This window comes from Sphingomonas leidyi, from assembly GCF_011761945.1.
Lineage (GTDB): Bacteria > Pseudomonadota > Alphaproteobacteria > Sphingomonadales > Sphingomonadaceae > Sphingomonas > Sphingomonas leidyi.
This window is the reverse complement of sequence record NZ_JAASQV010000001.1, coordinates 413,819-429,183: the sequence shown is the minus strand read 5'-3', so window position 1 is coordinate 429,183 and position 15,365 is coordinate 413,819. Positions and strand designations below refer to the sequence as shown.

Annotated in this window: 12 protein-coding genes; 6 read left to right on the top strand and 6 right to left on the bottom strand. The window is 68.3% G+C overall.

Going from position 1 to position 15,365, the window contains the following annotated elements; translation table 11 throughout:
* Position 1 precedes the first annotated feature (1 nt).
* Positions 2 to 1,663, bottom strand: coding sequence for a ShlB/FhaC/HecB family hemolysin secretion/activation protein (locus FHR20_RS02340; protein ID WP_167298044.1), 1,662 nt, complete (start codon positions 1,661 to 1,663; stop codon positions 2 to 4).
* Between the two features lie 420 nt (positions 1,664 to 2,083).
* The gene (locus FHR20_RS02335) at positions 2,084 to 3,247 is read right to left on the bottom strand and encodes a helix-turn-helix transcriptional regulator (protein WP_167298043.1); all 1,164 of its coding nucleotides are present in this window, start codon (positions 3,245 to 3,247) and stop codon (positions 2,084 to 2,086) included.
* A gap of 223 nt (positions 3,248 to 3,470) precedes the next feature.
* Between FHR20_RS02335 and FHR20_RS02330 the strand changes: the two genes are divergently transcribed.
* From FHR20_RS02330 to FHR20_RS02315, 4 genes are all read left to right on the top strand, one after another.
* Positions 3,471 to 4,160, top strand: coding sequence for a response regulator transcription factor (locus tag FHR20_RS02330; protein ID WP_167298042.1), 690 nt, complete (start codon positions 3,471 to 3,473; stop codon positions 4,158 to 4,160).
* Positions 4,147 to 6,063, top strand: a complete 1,917-nt coding sequence (locus FHR20_RS02325) for a sensor histidine kinase (protein WP_167298041.1) — start codon at positions 4,147 to 4,149, stop codon at positions 6,061 to 6,063. The genes FHR20_RS02330 and FHR20_RS02325 overlap by 14 nt, the downstream gene beginning before the upstream one ends.
* 98 nt (positions 6,064 to 6,161) lie before the next feature.
* Positions 6,162 to 7,130 (top strand): serine O-acetyltransferase EpsC, encoded by a 969-nt coding sequence (gene epsC / locus FHR20_RS02320; protein WP_167298040.1) that lies wholly within the window; start codon positions 6,162 to 6,164, stop codon positions 7,128 to 7,130.
* Entirely contained in the window at positions 7,127 to 7,840 is a 714-nt protein-coding gene (locus FHR20_RS02315) for a gamma-glutamyl-gamma-aminobutyrate hydrolase family protein (RefSeq protein ID WP_167298039.1), read from the top strand. The genes epsC and FHR20_RS02315 overlap by 4 nt, the downstream gene beginning before the upstream one ends.
* A 27-nt stretch (positions 7,841 to 7,867) precedes the next feature.
* Here FHR20_RS02315 and FHR20_RS02310 read toward each other — a convergent pair whose 3' ends face one another.
* The gene (locus FHR20_RS02310) at positions 7,868 to 8,257 is read right to left on the bottom strand and encodes a DUF3597 family protein (RefSeq protein ID WP_086128747.1); all 390 of its coding nucleotides are present in this window, start codon (positions 8,255 to 8,257) and stop codon (positions 7,868 to 7,870) included.
* A 141-nt stretch (positions 8,258 to 8,398) separates the two neighbouring features.
* On the opposite strand from FHR20_RS02310, the gene FHR20_RS02305 reads away from it, so the two are divergent.
* Both FHR20_RS02305 and FHR20_RS02300 read left to right on the top strand, forming a co-directional pair.
* A complete protein-coding gene (locus FHR20_RS02305) occupies positions 8,399 to 8,983 on the top strand; it encodes a DUF4142 domain-containing protein (protein ID WP_167298038.1) in 585 nt (194 codons plus the stop codon).
* Positions 8,984 to 9,125: 142 nt separating this feature from the next.
* The gene (locus FHR20_RS02300; protein WP_167298037.1) at positions 9,126 to 12,302 is read left to right on the top strand and encodes a TonB-dependent receptor; all 3,177 of its coding nucleotides are present in this window, start codon (positions 9,126 to 9,128) and stop codon (positions 12,300 to 12,302) included.
* A gap of 107 nt (positions 12,303 to 12,409) precedes the next feature.
* On the opposite strand, the gene FHR20_RS02295 is transcribed toward FHR20_RS02300, so the two are convergent.
* From FHR20_RS02295 to FHR20_RS02285, 3 genes are read right to left on the bottom strand one after another with little or no spacing between them, the layout of a single operon-like run.
* A complete protein-coding gene (locus FHR20_RS02295) occupies positions 12,410 to 13,720 on the bottom strand; it encodes a M20/M25/M40 family metallo-hydrolase (protein ID WP_167298036.1) in 1,311 nt (436 codons plus the stop codon).
* Between the two features lie 14 nt (positions 13,721 to 13,734).
* The gene (locus FHR20_RS02290) at positions 13,735 to 14,748 is read right to left on the bottom strand and encodes a FecR family protein (RefSeq protein ID WP_167298035.1); all 1,014 of its coding nucleotides are present in this window, start codon (positions 14,746 to 14,748) and stop codon (positions 13,735 to 13,737) included.
* Entirely contained in the window at positions 14,745 to 15,257 is a 513-nt protein-coding gene (locus tag FHR20_RS02285) for an RNA polymerase sigma factor (RefSeq protein ID WP_086128743.1), read from the bottom strand. Before FHR20_RS02285 ends, FHR20_RS02290 begins: the two co-directional genes overlap by 4 nt.
* Between the last annotated feature and the right edge of the window lie 108 nt (positions 15,258 to 15,365).

Below are 15,365 nucleotides of genomic sequence, written 5' to 3'. Positions count from 1 at the left end.
CTCAGAAGATCGAGGCGGAGAGGCTGACGAGGATACGGTCGGCGGGCTTGGGCGCCTTGGGTGCGACCCGATCGAACGGGTGCGCCCAGGCGAGATCGAGCGAGAACCACGGGCCGATCTGCGCGCGGACGCCGTAGCCCGCCGAGCGCAGCGTCACCTGGTCGGCGCCCGGGCCGATATTGGTGAGCCGCACCGCATCGAGGAACGCATAGGGGCGGAAGGCCGAGCGCTTGGCGAAGGCAAAGGGCGCGGTGCTGATCTCGAAGGTCGAGCCCAGCGCCCGGTCGCCCGAGGCGGCCGAGGGGTCGTAGCCCCGGCCGATCGAGAGGTTGCCGGCGGTGAACTCCTCATAGGAGAGCAATGGCGTGTCGGTATATTGCCAGCTGGCCGAGACGCTGGCGGTCACCGGGCCGACGACCCGGCCGCCGACCGAGAGATCGGCGCGGACCACCGTGGCGTCCGGGCGCCCGCCGAAGCGCGAGGCGACCCGGTTGCCATAGGGCGTTGCGCCCAGCCCGTTGATGCCCTTGCGCAGCTCGAGCGAGCCGGTGGCGGCCAGCGAATGCGAGGCGAGCTCGCGCGGCGCGAGATGGCCGTCGAGCCGGGCGAAGAAGACGCGGAGCTTGTCCTCGGTCAGCGTGGCGATGCCGCCGCCGAACTCGACCTTCTGGTCGATCCATTCCAGCCCGCCCGACAGGTTCAGATTGTAGCGGCGGTGGCGCAGCAGCGGATAGGTGAGCCGGGCGTTGCCGGCGAAGCTGTTGCCCAGCAGGTCGAGCGGCTTGAGCGCGGCCCCAGGCCGGGTCCGCGCGAACGAGCCGGACAGATCGAGCTGGAGGCCCTCCCCGCCCAGCTTGACGCTCTCGGTCAGCTGGATGACTCGCTGCTCCGGACTGGAGATCGTGCCATAGCCGACAATGGTGGTGCGCTCGCCGAGGGGCGTGAAGCTGTTATAGTCGACGCGCGCGGTGGCGAGATCGCGGCCGATCGAGTCGGAGCCGTAATCGTTCACCGCGAACGTGGCGGTGACCGGCGTGCGCGAGACGGCGATGTCGAGGTCGACCGCGCCGCTGCCGCCGGGCGACTGCTTGAGCGAAGCCTGGACGATCACGCCGGGAATGTCCGAGGCGAGCAACAGGTAGCGCTGCGCGACGTTGAGATCGAAGGGCGTCATCCCCTTCAGCTTGTCGAGATAGCGCTCGACCTGGCGCTGTGCCGGGCCGACATCGCCGTGATAGCTCACCGAGACCACATGCGCCTCGACGACGGAGAGGATCAGCTTGCCGTCGGCGATGCGCTGCTGGGGGATTTCCACGGCCGCCAGCACGCCGCGGCGCAGGTAGAGCGCCGCCACCCGGTCGCGGATCGTGCAGATCGTGGCGATCGGCACTTCCCTGCCGAGCAGGTCGGCATAGGCGAGGCGCAGCCTGTCCTCGCCCAGCGCGAGCGCGCCATTGGCGCCCTGGAACTCGACGCCGGTCAGCGTGACCTTGAGGTCGCTGTCGGCGAAGGGGCATGGCCCCGTTTCCATGTCGCGGAACAGTTCGCCGCGCGGCGCGGCGGGTATCGGCGTCTGCTGGGCCGGATTGAGCTGCTGGCGGGTGGGCAGCACCTGCGCGGCCGCGGGCAACGCCAGCGTGGTGCCCCCGAGTAGCAGGAACATGGCAAGCGTCTTCCGCCCGCTCGGGAGATGCTGCACGGCAACCTTCGGCATCGCTCGGCCTTTTTTTGTCTGGAACTGGGGAACCCGGAGGCCGCTCCGCCCCACGACCCGGGCGAGCGATCCTGCCTGCCGATCGTACCGCAGGCGGGATATTGCGTCTGTCGCTACTAATAGTGACAGCTGCGGAATGACGTTACGGAACCGCGGCATCGCTGCCCCATGTTCCCGCATTCGCCCCCGTCCCGCACCCAAGTCACGACAGGAAAACACCAATTTCATCGACGCAGGCCCCCGACCGCGATCGTGCAGCCACGATCCGGAACGGAGCTGCCTAGGCAGCCGCACCGGGGGCGAATAGCTCCCATATGGTAGTGGTTTCGGCGCGGTTCATCTTCGCGGAGAAGCCGACGGCCGTGCGTCCTATCCGAGTCGGACCGCGGGCACCGACATGGCCAGGCGCACGAGATCGAGCTGGCGATGGCAGCCGGTCTTGCCCTGGATCGTCTTGAGCCGCGTGCGGGCGGTCGAGAGCTGGATGCCGAGTTTTTCCGCCGCCTCGTTCAGCGGCACGCCGGCGATCACCGCATCGGCAAGCTTCTCCTCCGCAGGAGACAGGGCAAAGCGCCGCGCGATCCAGGCGACCGCGCCGGGCGGCGTGTCGTCGGGATCGGATATGACGAGCAACACCTGCCCGGGCAGGGTCGGCAAGCCGAACTCGGCCGCGGCGGCGATCGGCCAGAGCATCGCGTGCAACGGCACCCCGCCGGCGCGGCGCGGCAGCATCACGCCGGAAAGCTCGCCGCTCGCTTCCATCGGCGCATCCGCGCTGGCACGGCAGGCGGCAAAGGCAAGGTCGAGCGCGCGGCTGCACCTGTCGTCGAAGCTGCGCGGCTGGCCGAAGCGGTTGAGCATGATCCCCTCGCCACGCGCGACCAGCGCTTCCGCACGGCGGTTCATCGTCATCACGCGCCCTTCGCGATCGAGCACCAGGGCGGCGTGCATCCAGCCGTCGAACACGGCCTGCGCGGCCGTGCCCGCCATGCGCGCGTCCATCAGCGTCCGCCGCAGCCTGAACGCGCGGCCGAAATGCGGGGCGAGCAGCCGGAGCAGCTGCATCTGATGCTCGCGCCGCGCGGTGTCGTTCCGCCGGTCGGCGAAGGAGAGCGAGGCCCAGCCCCCCGGTCCGCGCTCGAGCACCATGCCGGTAGCGTGATGGCCGATCCGGTGGACGCGCATGAAATCGTTGTAGTGCTCGGTGCCGAACAGCTCCTCCTCGCGAATGATCGCCTCGCTCCGCACCGGCTGGCCGACGCCGTTGCGCGGCACGAAATCGACATAGGGGCTGTTGGAGAAATAATGGGCCGCATAGTCGCGCATCGCGGCATCGGAATAATTGGCCGTCACCGTGAGCGCGGCCGCCGGGAGATGGCTCTCATGGCTGAACAGCGCGACGGTGATCTCGGGGTAGATCTCCTCGACGCGATCGACCAGCCGCTGCCAAAGGCACGGATCGAGCGCGGCTTCGTAGATACCGCCGACCAGTTCCGCCACCAGCAGCGGCGTCAAGGGTTCCGGGCTTGGCATGGCGCGACTCTTGTTTGTGCCCGACCTGGGAAATGCGACATTAGCCAGGGCAAGGCTCCGGAACAAATTGTAACGAACACGAAATATCGCGTATGTCGCTATTTCTAGGGACAAGCTCGGGGCCGTTGGAATGGTAAGAGCGCGAAAGCCGGGCGTCGCCACGCGCCCATCCGATCGCCGCCACGGCCACGCGACGGGACGCGGGCCGCTCCAGGATGCCCCGATGCCCGATTCCGCCTCGCCACTGCTCAAGGTCGCGCTGGTGGAGGACGATATCGCCTTCCAGAACAGCTTCGCCGCCGCGGTGCGCAACTCGACGGACATGCAGCTGATCGGCATGGCGCACAATGTCGCCCAGGCGCGCAGGATGCTTGCCGGCGATCCGCTCGACGTGCTGGTGGTCGATCTGGGCCTGCCCGACGGATCGGGAATCGACGTCATCCGCGCGGCCCATGCGAGCTGGCCCGATTGCGGGATCATGGTGAGCACCACCTTCGCCGACGAGAAGCACGTGATCGCCTCGATCGAGGCGGGGGCGGCAGGCTATCTGCTGAAGGACAGCTCGGCCGAGAAGATCGCCGACGAGATCCGCGCGCTCCATGCCGGGGGCAGCCCGATCAGCCCGCGCATCGCCCGCCAGATCCTGCTGCGCTTCCGCCCGGTCGAGCAGGCGCCGCAAGTGCCCACCGCCGCCGCGCTGGCGACGGCGACTCCCATCGCCTCCCCGCTCTCGCCGCGCGAGCGCGAGGCGCTCGAGCTGATCACCAAGGGCTTCAGCTATGACGAGATCGCCGAGCTGATGCTGGTCTCGCGCAACACGGTGATGACCTTCGTCCGGCGAATCTACCAGAAGCTCGAGGTCACCTCGAAGGCGGAAGCGATCTTCGAGGCCCGCAACCATGGTATTCTCTAGGTCGCTGCGGACCTTCCTCGTCTATGCGGGCCTGGCGACGCTGATCCTCGCCGCCCTTTATCTCGGATCCCGGCCGCAGGGCATTCACCTGACCCGCGCGCAGCTGCTGGTACAATATACCCAGGGCTATCCCCCGCCATCGCGCACCGCCGACTGGCGCGCGCTGCCGGGCCGGTGGCAGGACATCGCCCTGCCCCATGCGCCCCGGCCGCACATGCTGCCGGGTGCCGGCGATGCCGGGCTGCTGCCCACCCAGACGACCTGGTATCATTTCACGATCGATCCCGCGCAGGCAGCGCCGAGCGGCGCCTATCTCTACATCCCGCGCTGGAAGACGGATGGCGAGCTGGCCATCTATGTCGACGGGCGGCTCTTCTACCAGACGCACGCCAATCTCCAGTGGAACGGTTCGAACCGGCCGCTGTGGATCCCGCTCGAGGAAGCCGCCGAGAGCACCCCGCCCCGGGACCTGCTGATCCGCATCCGCCACGTCCGGGGCATCGGCGGCGCGCTTTCCACGCTGTGGATCGGCGATTATCGCCAACTCGCCGCAGCCTATTACACCCGCGCCTTCTTCCAGGCCGAGCTGCCCTATATCAGCTCGGCGATGTTCCTCGCGACGGGGGTGTTCGCCTTCCTCGTCTGGCTGCGGTCGCGGCGCGAGACGCTCTACCTCCTCTATGCGCTGATGACCGTCGCGACGTTCCTGCGCGTGATGCACGCCTATATGGGTGCGGACCGGCTGCCCGTCTCGGACGCCTGGTTCGGCTGGATCACGGTCAATTCGGTGGGCTGGACGATCCTGATCGCCCATCTCTTCCTCACCGCCCTGCACCATCACCACGCACGCTGGCTGACCGCGGTCATCGCCGTCATGTGCCTGGGCTTCGGCGGGATCACCCTGCCGCTGTTCGAAGGGACGGCCGACGCCACGATCGTCTCGCCGCTGATGTACATCACCATGGTGAGCGTGGGCACCTTCACCTTCATCGTGCACATCGTCTGGAGCCGCCGCGCGGGCACCATGGAGGGGATCGGGCTGGCGATCTGCGGCCTGCTCTCCTTCATCCTGGGCGGGCGCGACATGCTGCTGCAGAACAACATCATCGACATCGAGAGCCTGTTCGTCTCCTTCTACGCACAGATCGCGCTGATCATCGCCTTCTGCCAGATCATGCTGAGCCGCTACATCAGGGCAATGCATGCCGTGGCCGAGTCCAACCTCGTGCTCGCCAGCCGCCTGGCCGAGCGCGAGGCGGAGCTCAACGCCAGCCATCAGAAGCTGCGCGAGATCGAGCGGCGCGAAGTGCTCTTCCAGGAGCGCCAGCGCCTGATGCAGGACATGCACGACGGGCTCGGCTCGTCCCTGGTGAGCACGCTGCGCATGGTCGAGCACGGCCATATCGACGAAACGGACATCGCCCAGCTGCTCAAGGGCTGCATCGACGACCTGAAGCTCACCATCGATTCGATGGAGCCGGTGGAGACCGACCTGCTGCTGCTGCTCGGCACCCTGCGCTTCCGCCTGCAACCCCGGCTCGAGGCTACGGGCATCCGCCTGCGCTGGGACGTGCGCGACGTGCCGCCGCTCCCCTGGCTCGACCAGCGCCATTCGCTCCACGTGCTGCGGATTCTGCAGGAAGCCTTCACCAACGTGATCAAGCACGCCGGCGCGAACGAGATCGTCGTCACCACCGGGGTGCGCGACGGCCAGGTGTGCGTGGGCATCGAGGACAATGGCAGAGGTTTCGACGCGACCATGGCGGCGCAGGGCCGCGGCCTGGGCAACCAGGCTCGCCGGGCCGAAGTGATCGGCGGCCGGGTCGAATTCGAATCGACACCGCGGGGTACCCGCTTCACGTTGTTGCTGCCGATCGAAGGCGCCCGCACCCAGCCGGCCTGATCCCGCTTCGCCAGGCCTTCGCGCTCGCCAATATTTCCTTTGCTGAAACTCCTATCGAATTAGGGGATGTTAATCGCACGCAGCACGAGGCAGCTTCCATGCGTTCGACGTCCCCCGGCCAGCCGGACCCCACCCTTGCCGCCGGGATCGCGGACGCCGTCGCCGCGCTCAATGCCGTGCGCTCGGCCTGGCGGGCGCGGCAGCCCGGCCGGGGGAGCGTGACTCGCTTCCCTTCCCCGGCCGGCCTGGCGCGCGCCGTCGAGCATCTCTCGGCCGCACTCTTCCCCGCCAGGCTGGGCGGCTTCCGCGACGGCCCGGCGGGCGAGGACGATTTCGTCGCGGAGCAACTGCACCGCGCGTTGACGCTGCTGCGCGAGGAAGTGGCGAGCGAGCTCGACTATTGGCAGGCCGAATCCGACCAGCCCTTCGAGCCGGATCAGCCCGATGCGATCGTCCGCCTGTTCGCCGCGACGCTCGCCGAGATCCGCGCGCTGGTCGATGCCGATGTCGAAGCCGCCTTTGTCGGCGATCCCGCCGCGCGCAGCACCGACGAGATCCTAATCAGCTATCCGGGCGCGCTCGCCATTCTCCATCACCGGATCGCGCACCAGCTCCACACGCTGGGCGCGGTGATCGTCGCGCGCGTGATCTCCGAGCTGGCCAATGCGCGCACCGGCATCGACATCCATCCCGGGGCCACGATCGGCCCCAGCTTCTTCATCGACCACGGCACCGGCGTGGTGATCGGCGAGACCGCCATCATCGGGCGGGGCGTGCGCCTCTATCAGCACGTCACCCTGGGCGCACGCAGTCCGCTGGGCCTGGCACCCACCGGGCCGCGGACCCGGCACGCGCGCCACCCGATCGTCGAGGATGGCGTCACCATCTATGCCGGCGCCACGATCCTGGGCCGCGTGACCATCGGGCGCGGCAGCGTGATCGGCGGCAATGTGTGGCTGCTCGACGATGTGCCGCCCGAAAGCGTGGTGGCGCAGCCCGAGGCGATCCGGCTGGGCCCCGCCGCACGCGACGCGCTTTCCGAGCGGCTGGCGGAGCACGGCGCATGAGCCCGCTGATCGGCGTTCTGTGCTGCAATGAAGTTGCCGACCGGCCGATCCAGGCCGTGGCGACGCGGTTCATCCGCCCGCTGGCCGAGATTTCCGGCGCCACCGTGCTGCTGGTGCCCGCCGTCACCGGCGCGTTCGACGCGGCAGCGCTCGCCGCGCGGCTCGACGGCCTGCTGCTCACCGGTTCGCGCTCGAACATCGCGGCCCGCCGCTATGGCGGTGACGGCATTGCCGAAGGCCCGCTCGACGAGGAGCGCGACGAAGCGGCGATCGCGCTGGCCGGCCGCATGATCGATGCGGGCCGTCCGGTGTTCGGCATTTGCCGCGGCCTGCAGGAGCTCAACGTGCTGTTCGGCGGCACGCTGGCCGACGGCCTCGCCGCGCATCACAGGGAGGGCGATCATCTGCCCTATGAAGCGCTGTTCGACCATGACCACGACGTGGACCTGCGCGCCGAAGGCCTCCTCGCCGCCATTACCGGCGCGCGGCGCATCCGGGTGAACTCGGTGCACCGGCAGGGAATCGAGCGCCTCGGTCGCGGCCTGACGCCCGAAGCCCATGCCGCGGGCGACGGTTTGGTCGAGGCATTCTCTGCCCGTCCCGCCGGTGCACCGGTGCTCGCCGTGCAATGGCACCCGGAATGGGACGCGGCCCGCCGGCCCGAAAGCCGCGCCTTCTTCCACTTCGTCGGAGAGGCGATCGCGGCCTGAGCCGCGCGCCCTGGCCGGCCGGGGGGTTCAGCCCCCGCGCAGGCTATCGGGCACCACGCCGCCATTCTCTGCGAGCTTGGCCATCACCGCCTGGTGCAATGCGATGTTCTGCTCGGCGGTGCCGGGCTCGCCGGCATGCACGTCCAGCTCGTCGGCAAGCTGCTTGCGCGCATCCAGGCTGGAATCGAGATCGAGCAGCTTGAGCAGATCGACGATCGATGTCTGGTAGTTGCCGCCGCCGCCCTTCATGCTCGCCATCTCGGACAACACGGCGCCCACATCGACTGGCGTGGCATCCGCGGTGGGAGCCGGCGCCGCAGCCGGGGCGGCTTCCGCTTCCGCGGGTGCGGGACTCGGGGCGGGTGCGTCCGCCTTGTGGCCGAAGATCTTGCCCATGATGCTACCGAAGATGCTCATTCAATCCTCCCGTCACGTGCGATGAAGCGCAGGCGCGCCGGTTCAAACGCGCATTGCGTCAAAAGGGTTCGGGCGGAACGGGCAATAGCGGCACGCGTTCACGCCATGGCTCCGCACCAGGGGCTCGAACAGGAGGTAAGGATGCAGGTTCTTCGCTGGATGATGCTGGGGGCCGCCGGGCTCGCGCTCGCAGGCTGTGGTTCGAAGACCGAAACCACCGGCTCCGATACGACCACCGTCGCCACCAACACCGACGGTTCGATGATGGCGAACGGGATGGGCACGGCACCCGCCGCGTCCGCCGGCCAGGCCTTTGCAAATGCCGCCGCGGCGAGCGACGCCTTCGAGATCGAGACTTCGAAGCTCGCCCAGGGCCAGTCGCAATCCGCGGCGATCAAGAAATTCGCCGACGCGATGATCAAGGCGCACACCGAATCGACCGCGAAGCTCAAGACGGCGGCGAGCGCGGCCGCGCCCGCCATCACCCCCGATCCGGCGCTGACAGCCGCGCAGCAGCAGGCGCTGGATTCGCTCAAGCCCCTGAAGGGAGCCGAATTCGACAAGGCCTATGCCGCCGCCCAGGTCGATGCGCATCAGAAGACGCTCGACGCGGTGAAGGCGACCGTCGGCAACAAGGACGTGCCGCAGCAGCTGCGCGATTTCGCCACCAGGCTGATCCCGACGGTGACTGCGCATCTCAACATGGCCAAGGGCCTCAAGTCCTAGATCCAAGGGCGGCCCGCGAGCGATCGCGGGCCGCAGGCCGCCGCGCCCCCTCCCCGGCCCGACCGACATTTTTTCGGCGGGATCGGCTTCTCCCTGCGTCTCACGGAATGACACCGCGATCAGCGCGGCAGGGAGGGACAATATGCGAAACAGGGGGCTGTTCTCGGTCCATGGCTCTGGCTCCGCACTGGCGGCGGCCTTGTGGTTGTCCGCCGCTCCGGCCGCGGCGGCGCAGCAGGCCCGCAGCTTCAACATTGCCGCCGGGGACCTGGGCAGCGCGCTGAATGCCTTTGCCCGGCAGGCGAACCAGGAGATCATCTTCTCCAGCGCGATGGTGGCGGGCAAGCGCACAAAGGGCATCCATGGCAGCCTGACGCCGCGCGACGCGCTGCGGGTCCTGCTCGAGGGAACCGGGCTGAGCGCCGAGGGCGGCAGCGTCCTCACCCTGCGCAGGATCGCAAGGCCCGAGGACGTGCGCCGCCAGACGGCAAGTTTCGAAGCTCCGGCCGCCCCGGCACGCGACCAGGATCGCACCGATCAGGCGCCTGCCGCACCGGCGGAAGCCGCGTCCGAGGGCGCCGAACTGATCGTCACCGGCTCGCGCATCGTGCGCAACGGCAACGACGCTCCGACGCCGACCACGGTGCTGAGCGCCGAGGACATCTCGGAGCGCAATCCCACCAACATCGCCGACTATGTCAGCCAGCTGCCCGCGATGGGGACCGGCAACACCCCGCGCACGACGACCCTGTTCGCCAATGCCACCGGCGGCGCGAACCAGCTGAGCGCCCGCGACCTGGGCGTCACCCGCACGCTGACCCTGCTCGACGGCCGCCGCGTCGTCGGCTCCGGCATGTCTCCCGCGGTGGACATCAACATGCTGCCGCAGAACCTGGTGCAGCGCGTCGACGTGGTGACCGGCGGCGCCTCTGCCGCCTATGGCTCGGATGCCGTGGCCGGCGTCGTCAACTTCATCCTCGACACGAAGTTCACCGGGCTGAAGGGCGGCTTCAATTTCAGCCAGACCGACTATTCCGACGGGCGCGTGGTGACCGGCGACCTGGCCTGGGGCGCCAGGTTCGCGGGCGGGCGCGGCCATGTCCTGCTGAGCGGCAACTACTACAAGGGCGACCGGATCGACTTCTATCACCATGTCCGCGACTGGTTTCAGCCGGGCCTGCGCCTGATGAACAATCCGGCATGGACGGCGACCAACGGCGAGCCCGGCCAGATCGTGCGCACCGATGCCGGCTATAACAGCACGCCGGGCGGGGTGATCGCCACGGGGCCGCTGAAGGGCATGTCCTTCGGCCCGGGCGGCACGGTCGGCACCTTCGTGTTCGGGCCGATCCAGCAGGGCCAGGTCCAGGCCGGCGGCACGGTGGAATCCATGCCCGTCCGCGGCGCGCTGATGCCCGACGACAAGCATTGGAGCCTCTACGGCCGCCTCAGCTACGAACTCACCGACGGCATCAACGCGATCGTCGAGGCGAGCTATGCCGGCAACGACACGATCAACTGGTCGGCCGTCTACAACCGCCAGGGCACCACGGCGATCACCGTCACGCGGGACAATCCCTTCATCCCCCTGGCAACGCGGCAGGCGATGGACTCGGCGCAGGTCACGTCGTTCCAGATGAACCGCCTGTTCTACGACATGATCAACACGCCGGGCTCGCATATCGGCGAGGCGGGATATAATCGCCGCCAGGATCGCGTCCTGCTCGCGCTGGAGGGCAGTTTCCTCGGCAGCGGCAAGTGGCGCGCCTATTATCAGCGCGGCCACAGCAAGGTGTGGTACACCCGCGACAACAACATCATCCTCAGCCGGTTCAACCAGGCAATCGACGTGATCGCCAATCCGGCGGCGGGCGGCGTGGCCGGAGTGGCGACGGGCACGCCGATCTGTCGCTCGACGCTCGCCAATCCGGGCAATGGCTGCGTGCCGATGAACCTGTTCGGCGAGGGATCGCTCGGCGCGGCCTCGATCGCCTGGGTGACCGGCCATGCCGACGGGCTGCGGACGCGCCAGGACCTCGATTTCTATCAGGACGTCTGGTCGATCGACGCACAGTATAATCCGTTCTCGACCTGGGCGGGGCCGGTCTCGGTCGCCGCCGGCTTCGAATATCGCAAGGAGTCCTTCTCCTCGACGGCCGACAGCTATTCGCTCCAGTCGCTGTGGAACGTCGGCAACTTCAAGGGCGGCAGCAACGGCTATAATGTGAAGGAGTTCTTCGGCGAGGTCCTGGTGCCGCTGCTGAAGGATTCGGTCGTCGCGAAGAGCCTGGAGCTGAACGGCGCGATCCGGCGCACGGACTATTCGACGAGCGGCCCGGTGACGACCTGGAAGGCGGGACTGAGCTGGGAAGTCGTCGACGGGCTGCGGCTGCGCGGCACGCGCTCGCGCGATATCCGGGCGCCGAACCTCAACGACCTGTTCGCGCCCGCCAGCCAGTTCGTGAACGCCTATCTCGACCGTACCCAGCCGGGCAGCCCGCAAGTGCCGAACACCACGCTGAGCGGCGGCAATCCCAACCTGACGCCGGAAATCGCCGATACCTGGACCGCCGGCGGTGTCTACACGCCGCGCTGGCTGCGCGGCTTCAGCTTCTCGGTCGACTGGTACAAGATCGACATCAAGAACGCGATTACCGCGGTCGGCGCCCAGCAGATCATCGACATGTGCTACGGTTTCAACCGTCCGGTGAACCCGGCGGCGTGCGGCTCGATCGTGCTGGCGCCGGGCGCCACCAACCTGGTGAACGCCACCATCTATACCAGCGGCATCAACGCGCAGAACGTGGCGGTGGAAGGCATCGACTATGAGGCGAGCTATCGCGCCAATCTCAGCGACATCGCCGCGAAGCTGCCGGGATCGATCAACCTGCGGCTACTGATCTCGCAGCGGCTGAAGGACGAGACCAACCTGCCCGGAGATTCCGCGCCGCCCATATTGGGTACCTTCAGCAGCCTGAAATGGCGCGGCCTGATGACCGCCAGCTATGCCGTCGGCCCGAGCCGCACCACGCTGACGACGCGCTATCTCGGCCCGGGCAGGATCACCAACCAGCCTGAGACGAGCCGCACGGGCATTCCGGACGCGCTGAATCATGTCGATCCGGTCTGGTATTTCGAGCTCGCCCAGAATGTCGACGTCAACCTTGGCGGCCGCAAGGTCACGCTGTTCGGGGTCGTGGAGAACCTGTTCGACCGCGCGCCCGAACCCATCCCCAGCAGCGGCACCTCGTTCGGCACCTCGGCGCCCTATGACATGATCGGCCGCAGCTATCGCATGGGATTCCGGTTCAAGTTCTGACCTGCCCGCCGCCATCCCGGTGCAGGCCGGGATGGCGGTTTCGCCCGAACGAGAAGAACCCGTGCGCGCTTGCCCGCACGGGTTCGTCCTGTCGCCAGGGAATTCCCTCAGCGCGGCGCGCGACGGGGTGCGCGGCCGCCAAAGGTGACGAGGCTCTCCGCGCCGTCGGCCGACAGGGCGGAAACGCCGATGAACACGTCGTCCACGATCACGTCCTTCAGCACCGTCTCGCCGGCCGTGGCCGGCACGTCGCGCTGCTCGGTCCAGTCCTGCTTGTCGTTGCGGCGCCAGCGGACACGATAGCCGGCCGCATCGGGCACCGGAGTCCAGGTCACGGTCGTGTTCATGCCGAGCGCACCGTTCAGGCTCACCTCCGCCGGCGCCGCCGGCGCGGCGGCGAGCCGCGCGATCGTCGCGGCGTTGATCGCCGTCACCTTGGCGAGATAGGGGAAGTCCATCTTGTCGACGGTGTCGCCATATTCGATGCCGCCCTCGGTGCGCAGGTCCTGGTGCTGCTGGTTGTAATTCTCGATCCCCACCGAGAAGCGCACCGCCGGATAGCCCAGCTTGAGGAACGGCTCATGGTCGCCGCCGCGGCCGAACCGGTCGTTGCGGCGATCGACGAACACGTCGAGCCCGCCCGGTATCCCCTGCGCGACATGGTCGATCGCCTTGGCCAGGGCGCGGCTGGGGCCGTCGTCCTCGCCGCCATTGACGCGCCGCGCCATCTGCCCGGCCAGATCCTCCGAGGCACGGATCCCCTCGGAGAAGACCCGCACCCGATCCGCCACCCGTGCGCCGTTCTGGCCGACGGTATTGCCGACGATGTCGTTGTTGAGCACCGCCGTGACGTTCCATCCCCGCGCCTTCGCGGTCTCGGCGAGCAGCGTGCCGCCGAGCAGCCCCTGCTCTTCGCCCGAGAGCGCGGCGTAGACGATCGTCGCCTTGAACTTCCTCTGCGAAAGCAGCCGCGCCGCCTCGAGCACCAGCGCCACGCCCGAAGCGTCGTCGTTCGCCCCCGGGGCATCGCGCGTGATGTCCATCACGTCGCTGACGCGGCTGTCGATATGGCCCTGCACGATCACCACGCGGGCGGGATCGCTGCCCGGCTGGATGGCGAGGACGTCGACGACGTTGACGCCGGCCGGCGCCCGCTCGTTGGTGAACACCCGCTCGATCGTGGAGACCTGGATGCATCCGCCGCACCGGGCCGCCGTCTTCTTCATCTCCTCGCCGAACCAGCGGCGGGCCGCGCCGATCCCGCGCTTGGGATCGTCGGGCGAGGACAGGGTGTGCCGGGTGCCGAAGCTCACCAGCTTCTCGACATCGGCCTTGAGCCGGGCCGGATCGGGCTTGTCCTGCGCGGCGGCCGTGGCCGGCAGCAGGGCGGCGGCGAGAGCGAGAGACGAGTATCGCATGGTCTTCCCCTTGGTCATTCGGCGGTCGGCCCGGGCCGTTTCGAGACGAATATCCTGCCCTCGCCGTCGTTGCGGACTTCGACGGGCAACGTCACTTGCAGCGCCTCCAGGAAGCCGGCCTGGTTGCTCGTGCGGAACATGCCGTTGATCCGCAGGTCCGCCACGGCGGGATCGACCACGATCTTCCGGCTCGAATATTCGTTCATTTCCTCGACGGCGCTGGCGAGCGGCTCGTTCTCGAAGAAGACCTGCCCTTCCGCCCAGCTCATCGCGCGCTCGGTATCGACGGTGCGCAACTTGGGAAGCGCGTCCCCGGCCGTCGCCACGAGCTGCTGCCTGGGCGCCAATATCTGCTGGGGGGAGCCGCGGCGGAACTGCACCGGCCGCACCGCGACGCTGCCCTCGGCCAGGGTCACTCGCAATTCGCCCTTCGAAAGATCGACGTCGAACACGGTGCCGAGCGCGGTGATCGTCCGCTCCCCGGCCCTGACGACGAAGGGCCGCCGCGAATCCTTGGCGACCTGGAACAATGCCCGACCGGCCAGCAGCGTGACGTCGCGCCGCGACGCGCCGAGCAGCACCGAAAGCCGCGTGCCCGAATCCAGCGTCACCACCGAACCGTCCGCGAGCGTCACCTTGGTCCGCTCGTTCGGCGACGTCACATAGACCGAGCCGCCCTGGAGCTGGGCGACGATCTCGGCACCGCGCTCGGTCTGGGCGCCGATGCTCACCATCACGATCAGGACGATGGCGGCAGCGACGGCGAAGATCGACGCCAGGCGGCGGCGCCGGATCGCATCGACGCCGTTGCGCGCCTCGTCGCGCAGGGCACTGAGTTCGGGCAACCGCGCATGGGTCCGCAGCTCCGACAACGCCATCTGCAAGCGTTCGTGCGTGATCCGGTGCAGCGGGTCTTCCTGCAACCATGCCTGGAAGGCCTGGCGGTCGCTGGACGTCGCCGTGGCGCCGCGCAGGCGCGCATCCCAGGTCGCCGCCGCTTCCTCCACCTTGTCGAGGGACCTGCTCATCGGGCTTTCCGGAGACGGTGGAGCAGATGGCCGTTCGCCCTGGCCATGTGCTTTTCGACGGTGCTGAGCGACAGGCCCGTGCGGCGCGCGATCTCCACCTGCGCGACTCCGTCGAAATGATATTGGCTGAACACCACGCGCACGATTTCCGGCAGCTCGTACAGCGCGGCGATCATGATCTGCAGCGCTTCGCGGCTCTGCAGGATGCGTTCGGGAGAGAAGCCCGCCTCGTCCTCGATGTCGAAGCCCTCGGGTGCCGGGCTCATGATGCTGCGCACGTTCGCGCGGCGCGCCTTGTCGCGCAGGACGTTGGCGGCGACCTGGAAGACATAGCCCTGGACATTGGCGATGGCCGCCAGATCCTGGGCGGCCAGCCGGCTGAAGACATCCTGCACCAGATCGTCGGCATCCTCGAAATGCTCGACCCTGCGCTGGAAGAAACGCAGCAGCGGCACCCGATATTGCGCGACGACTTCATCCAGCCCCGGGTGCCTGGCGGCATCTGGCATGCAAGCTCCTCCCGACCCCTAAGACGCAACCCCTTGCCCATCCCGTAAAGGAAAAGTCGAGCCGCCCGGCCTTGTCGCACCATTTCGGGGGATTCGGCGCAAGGGCCG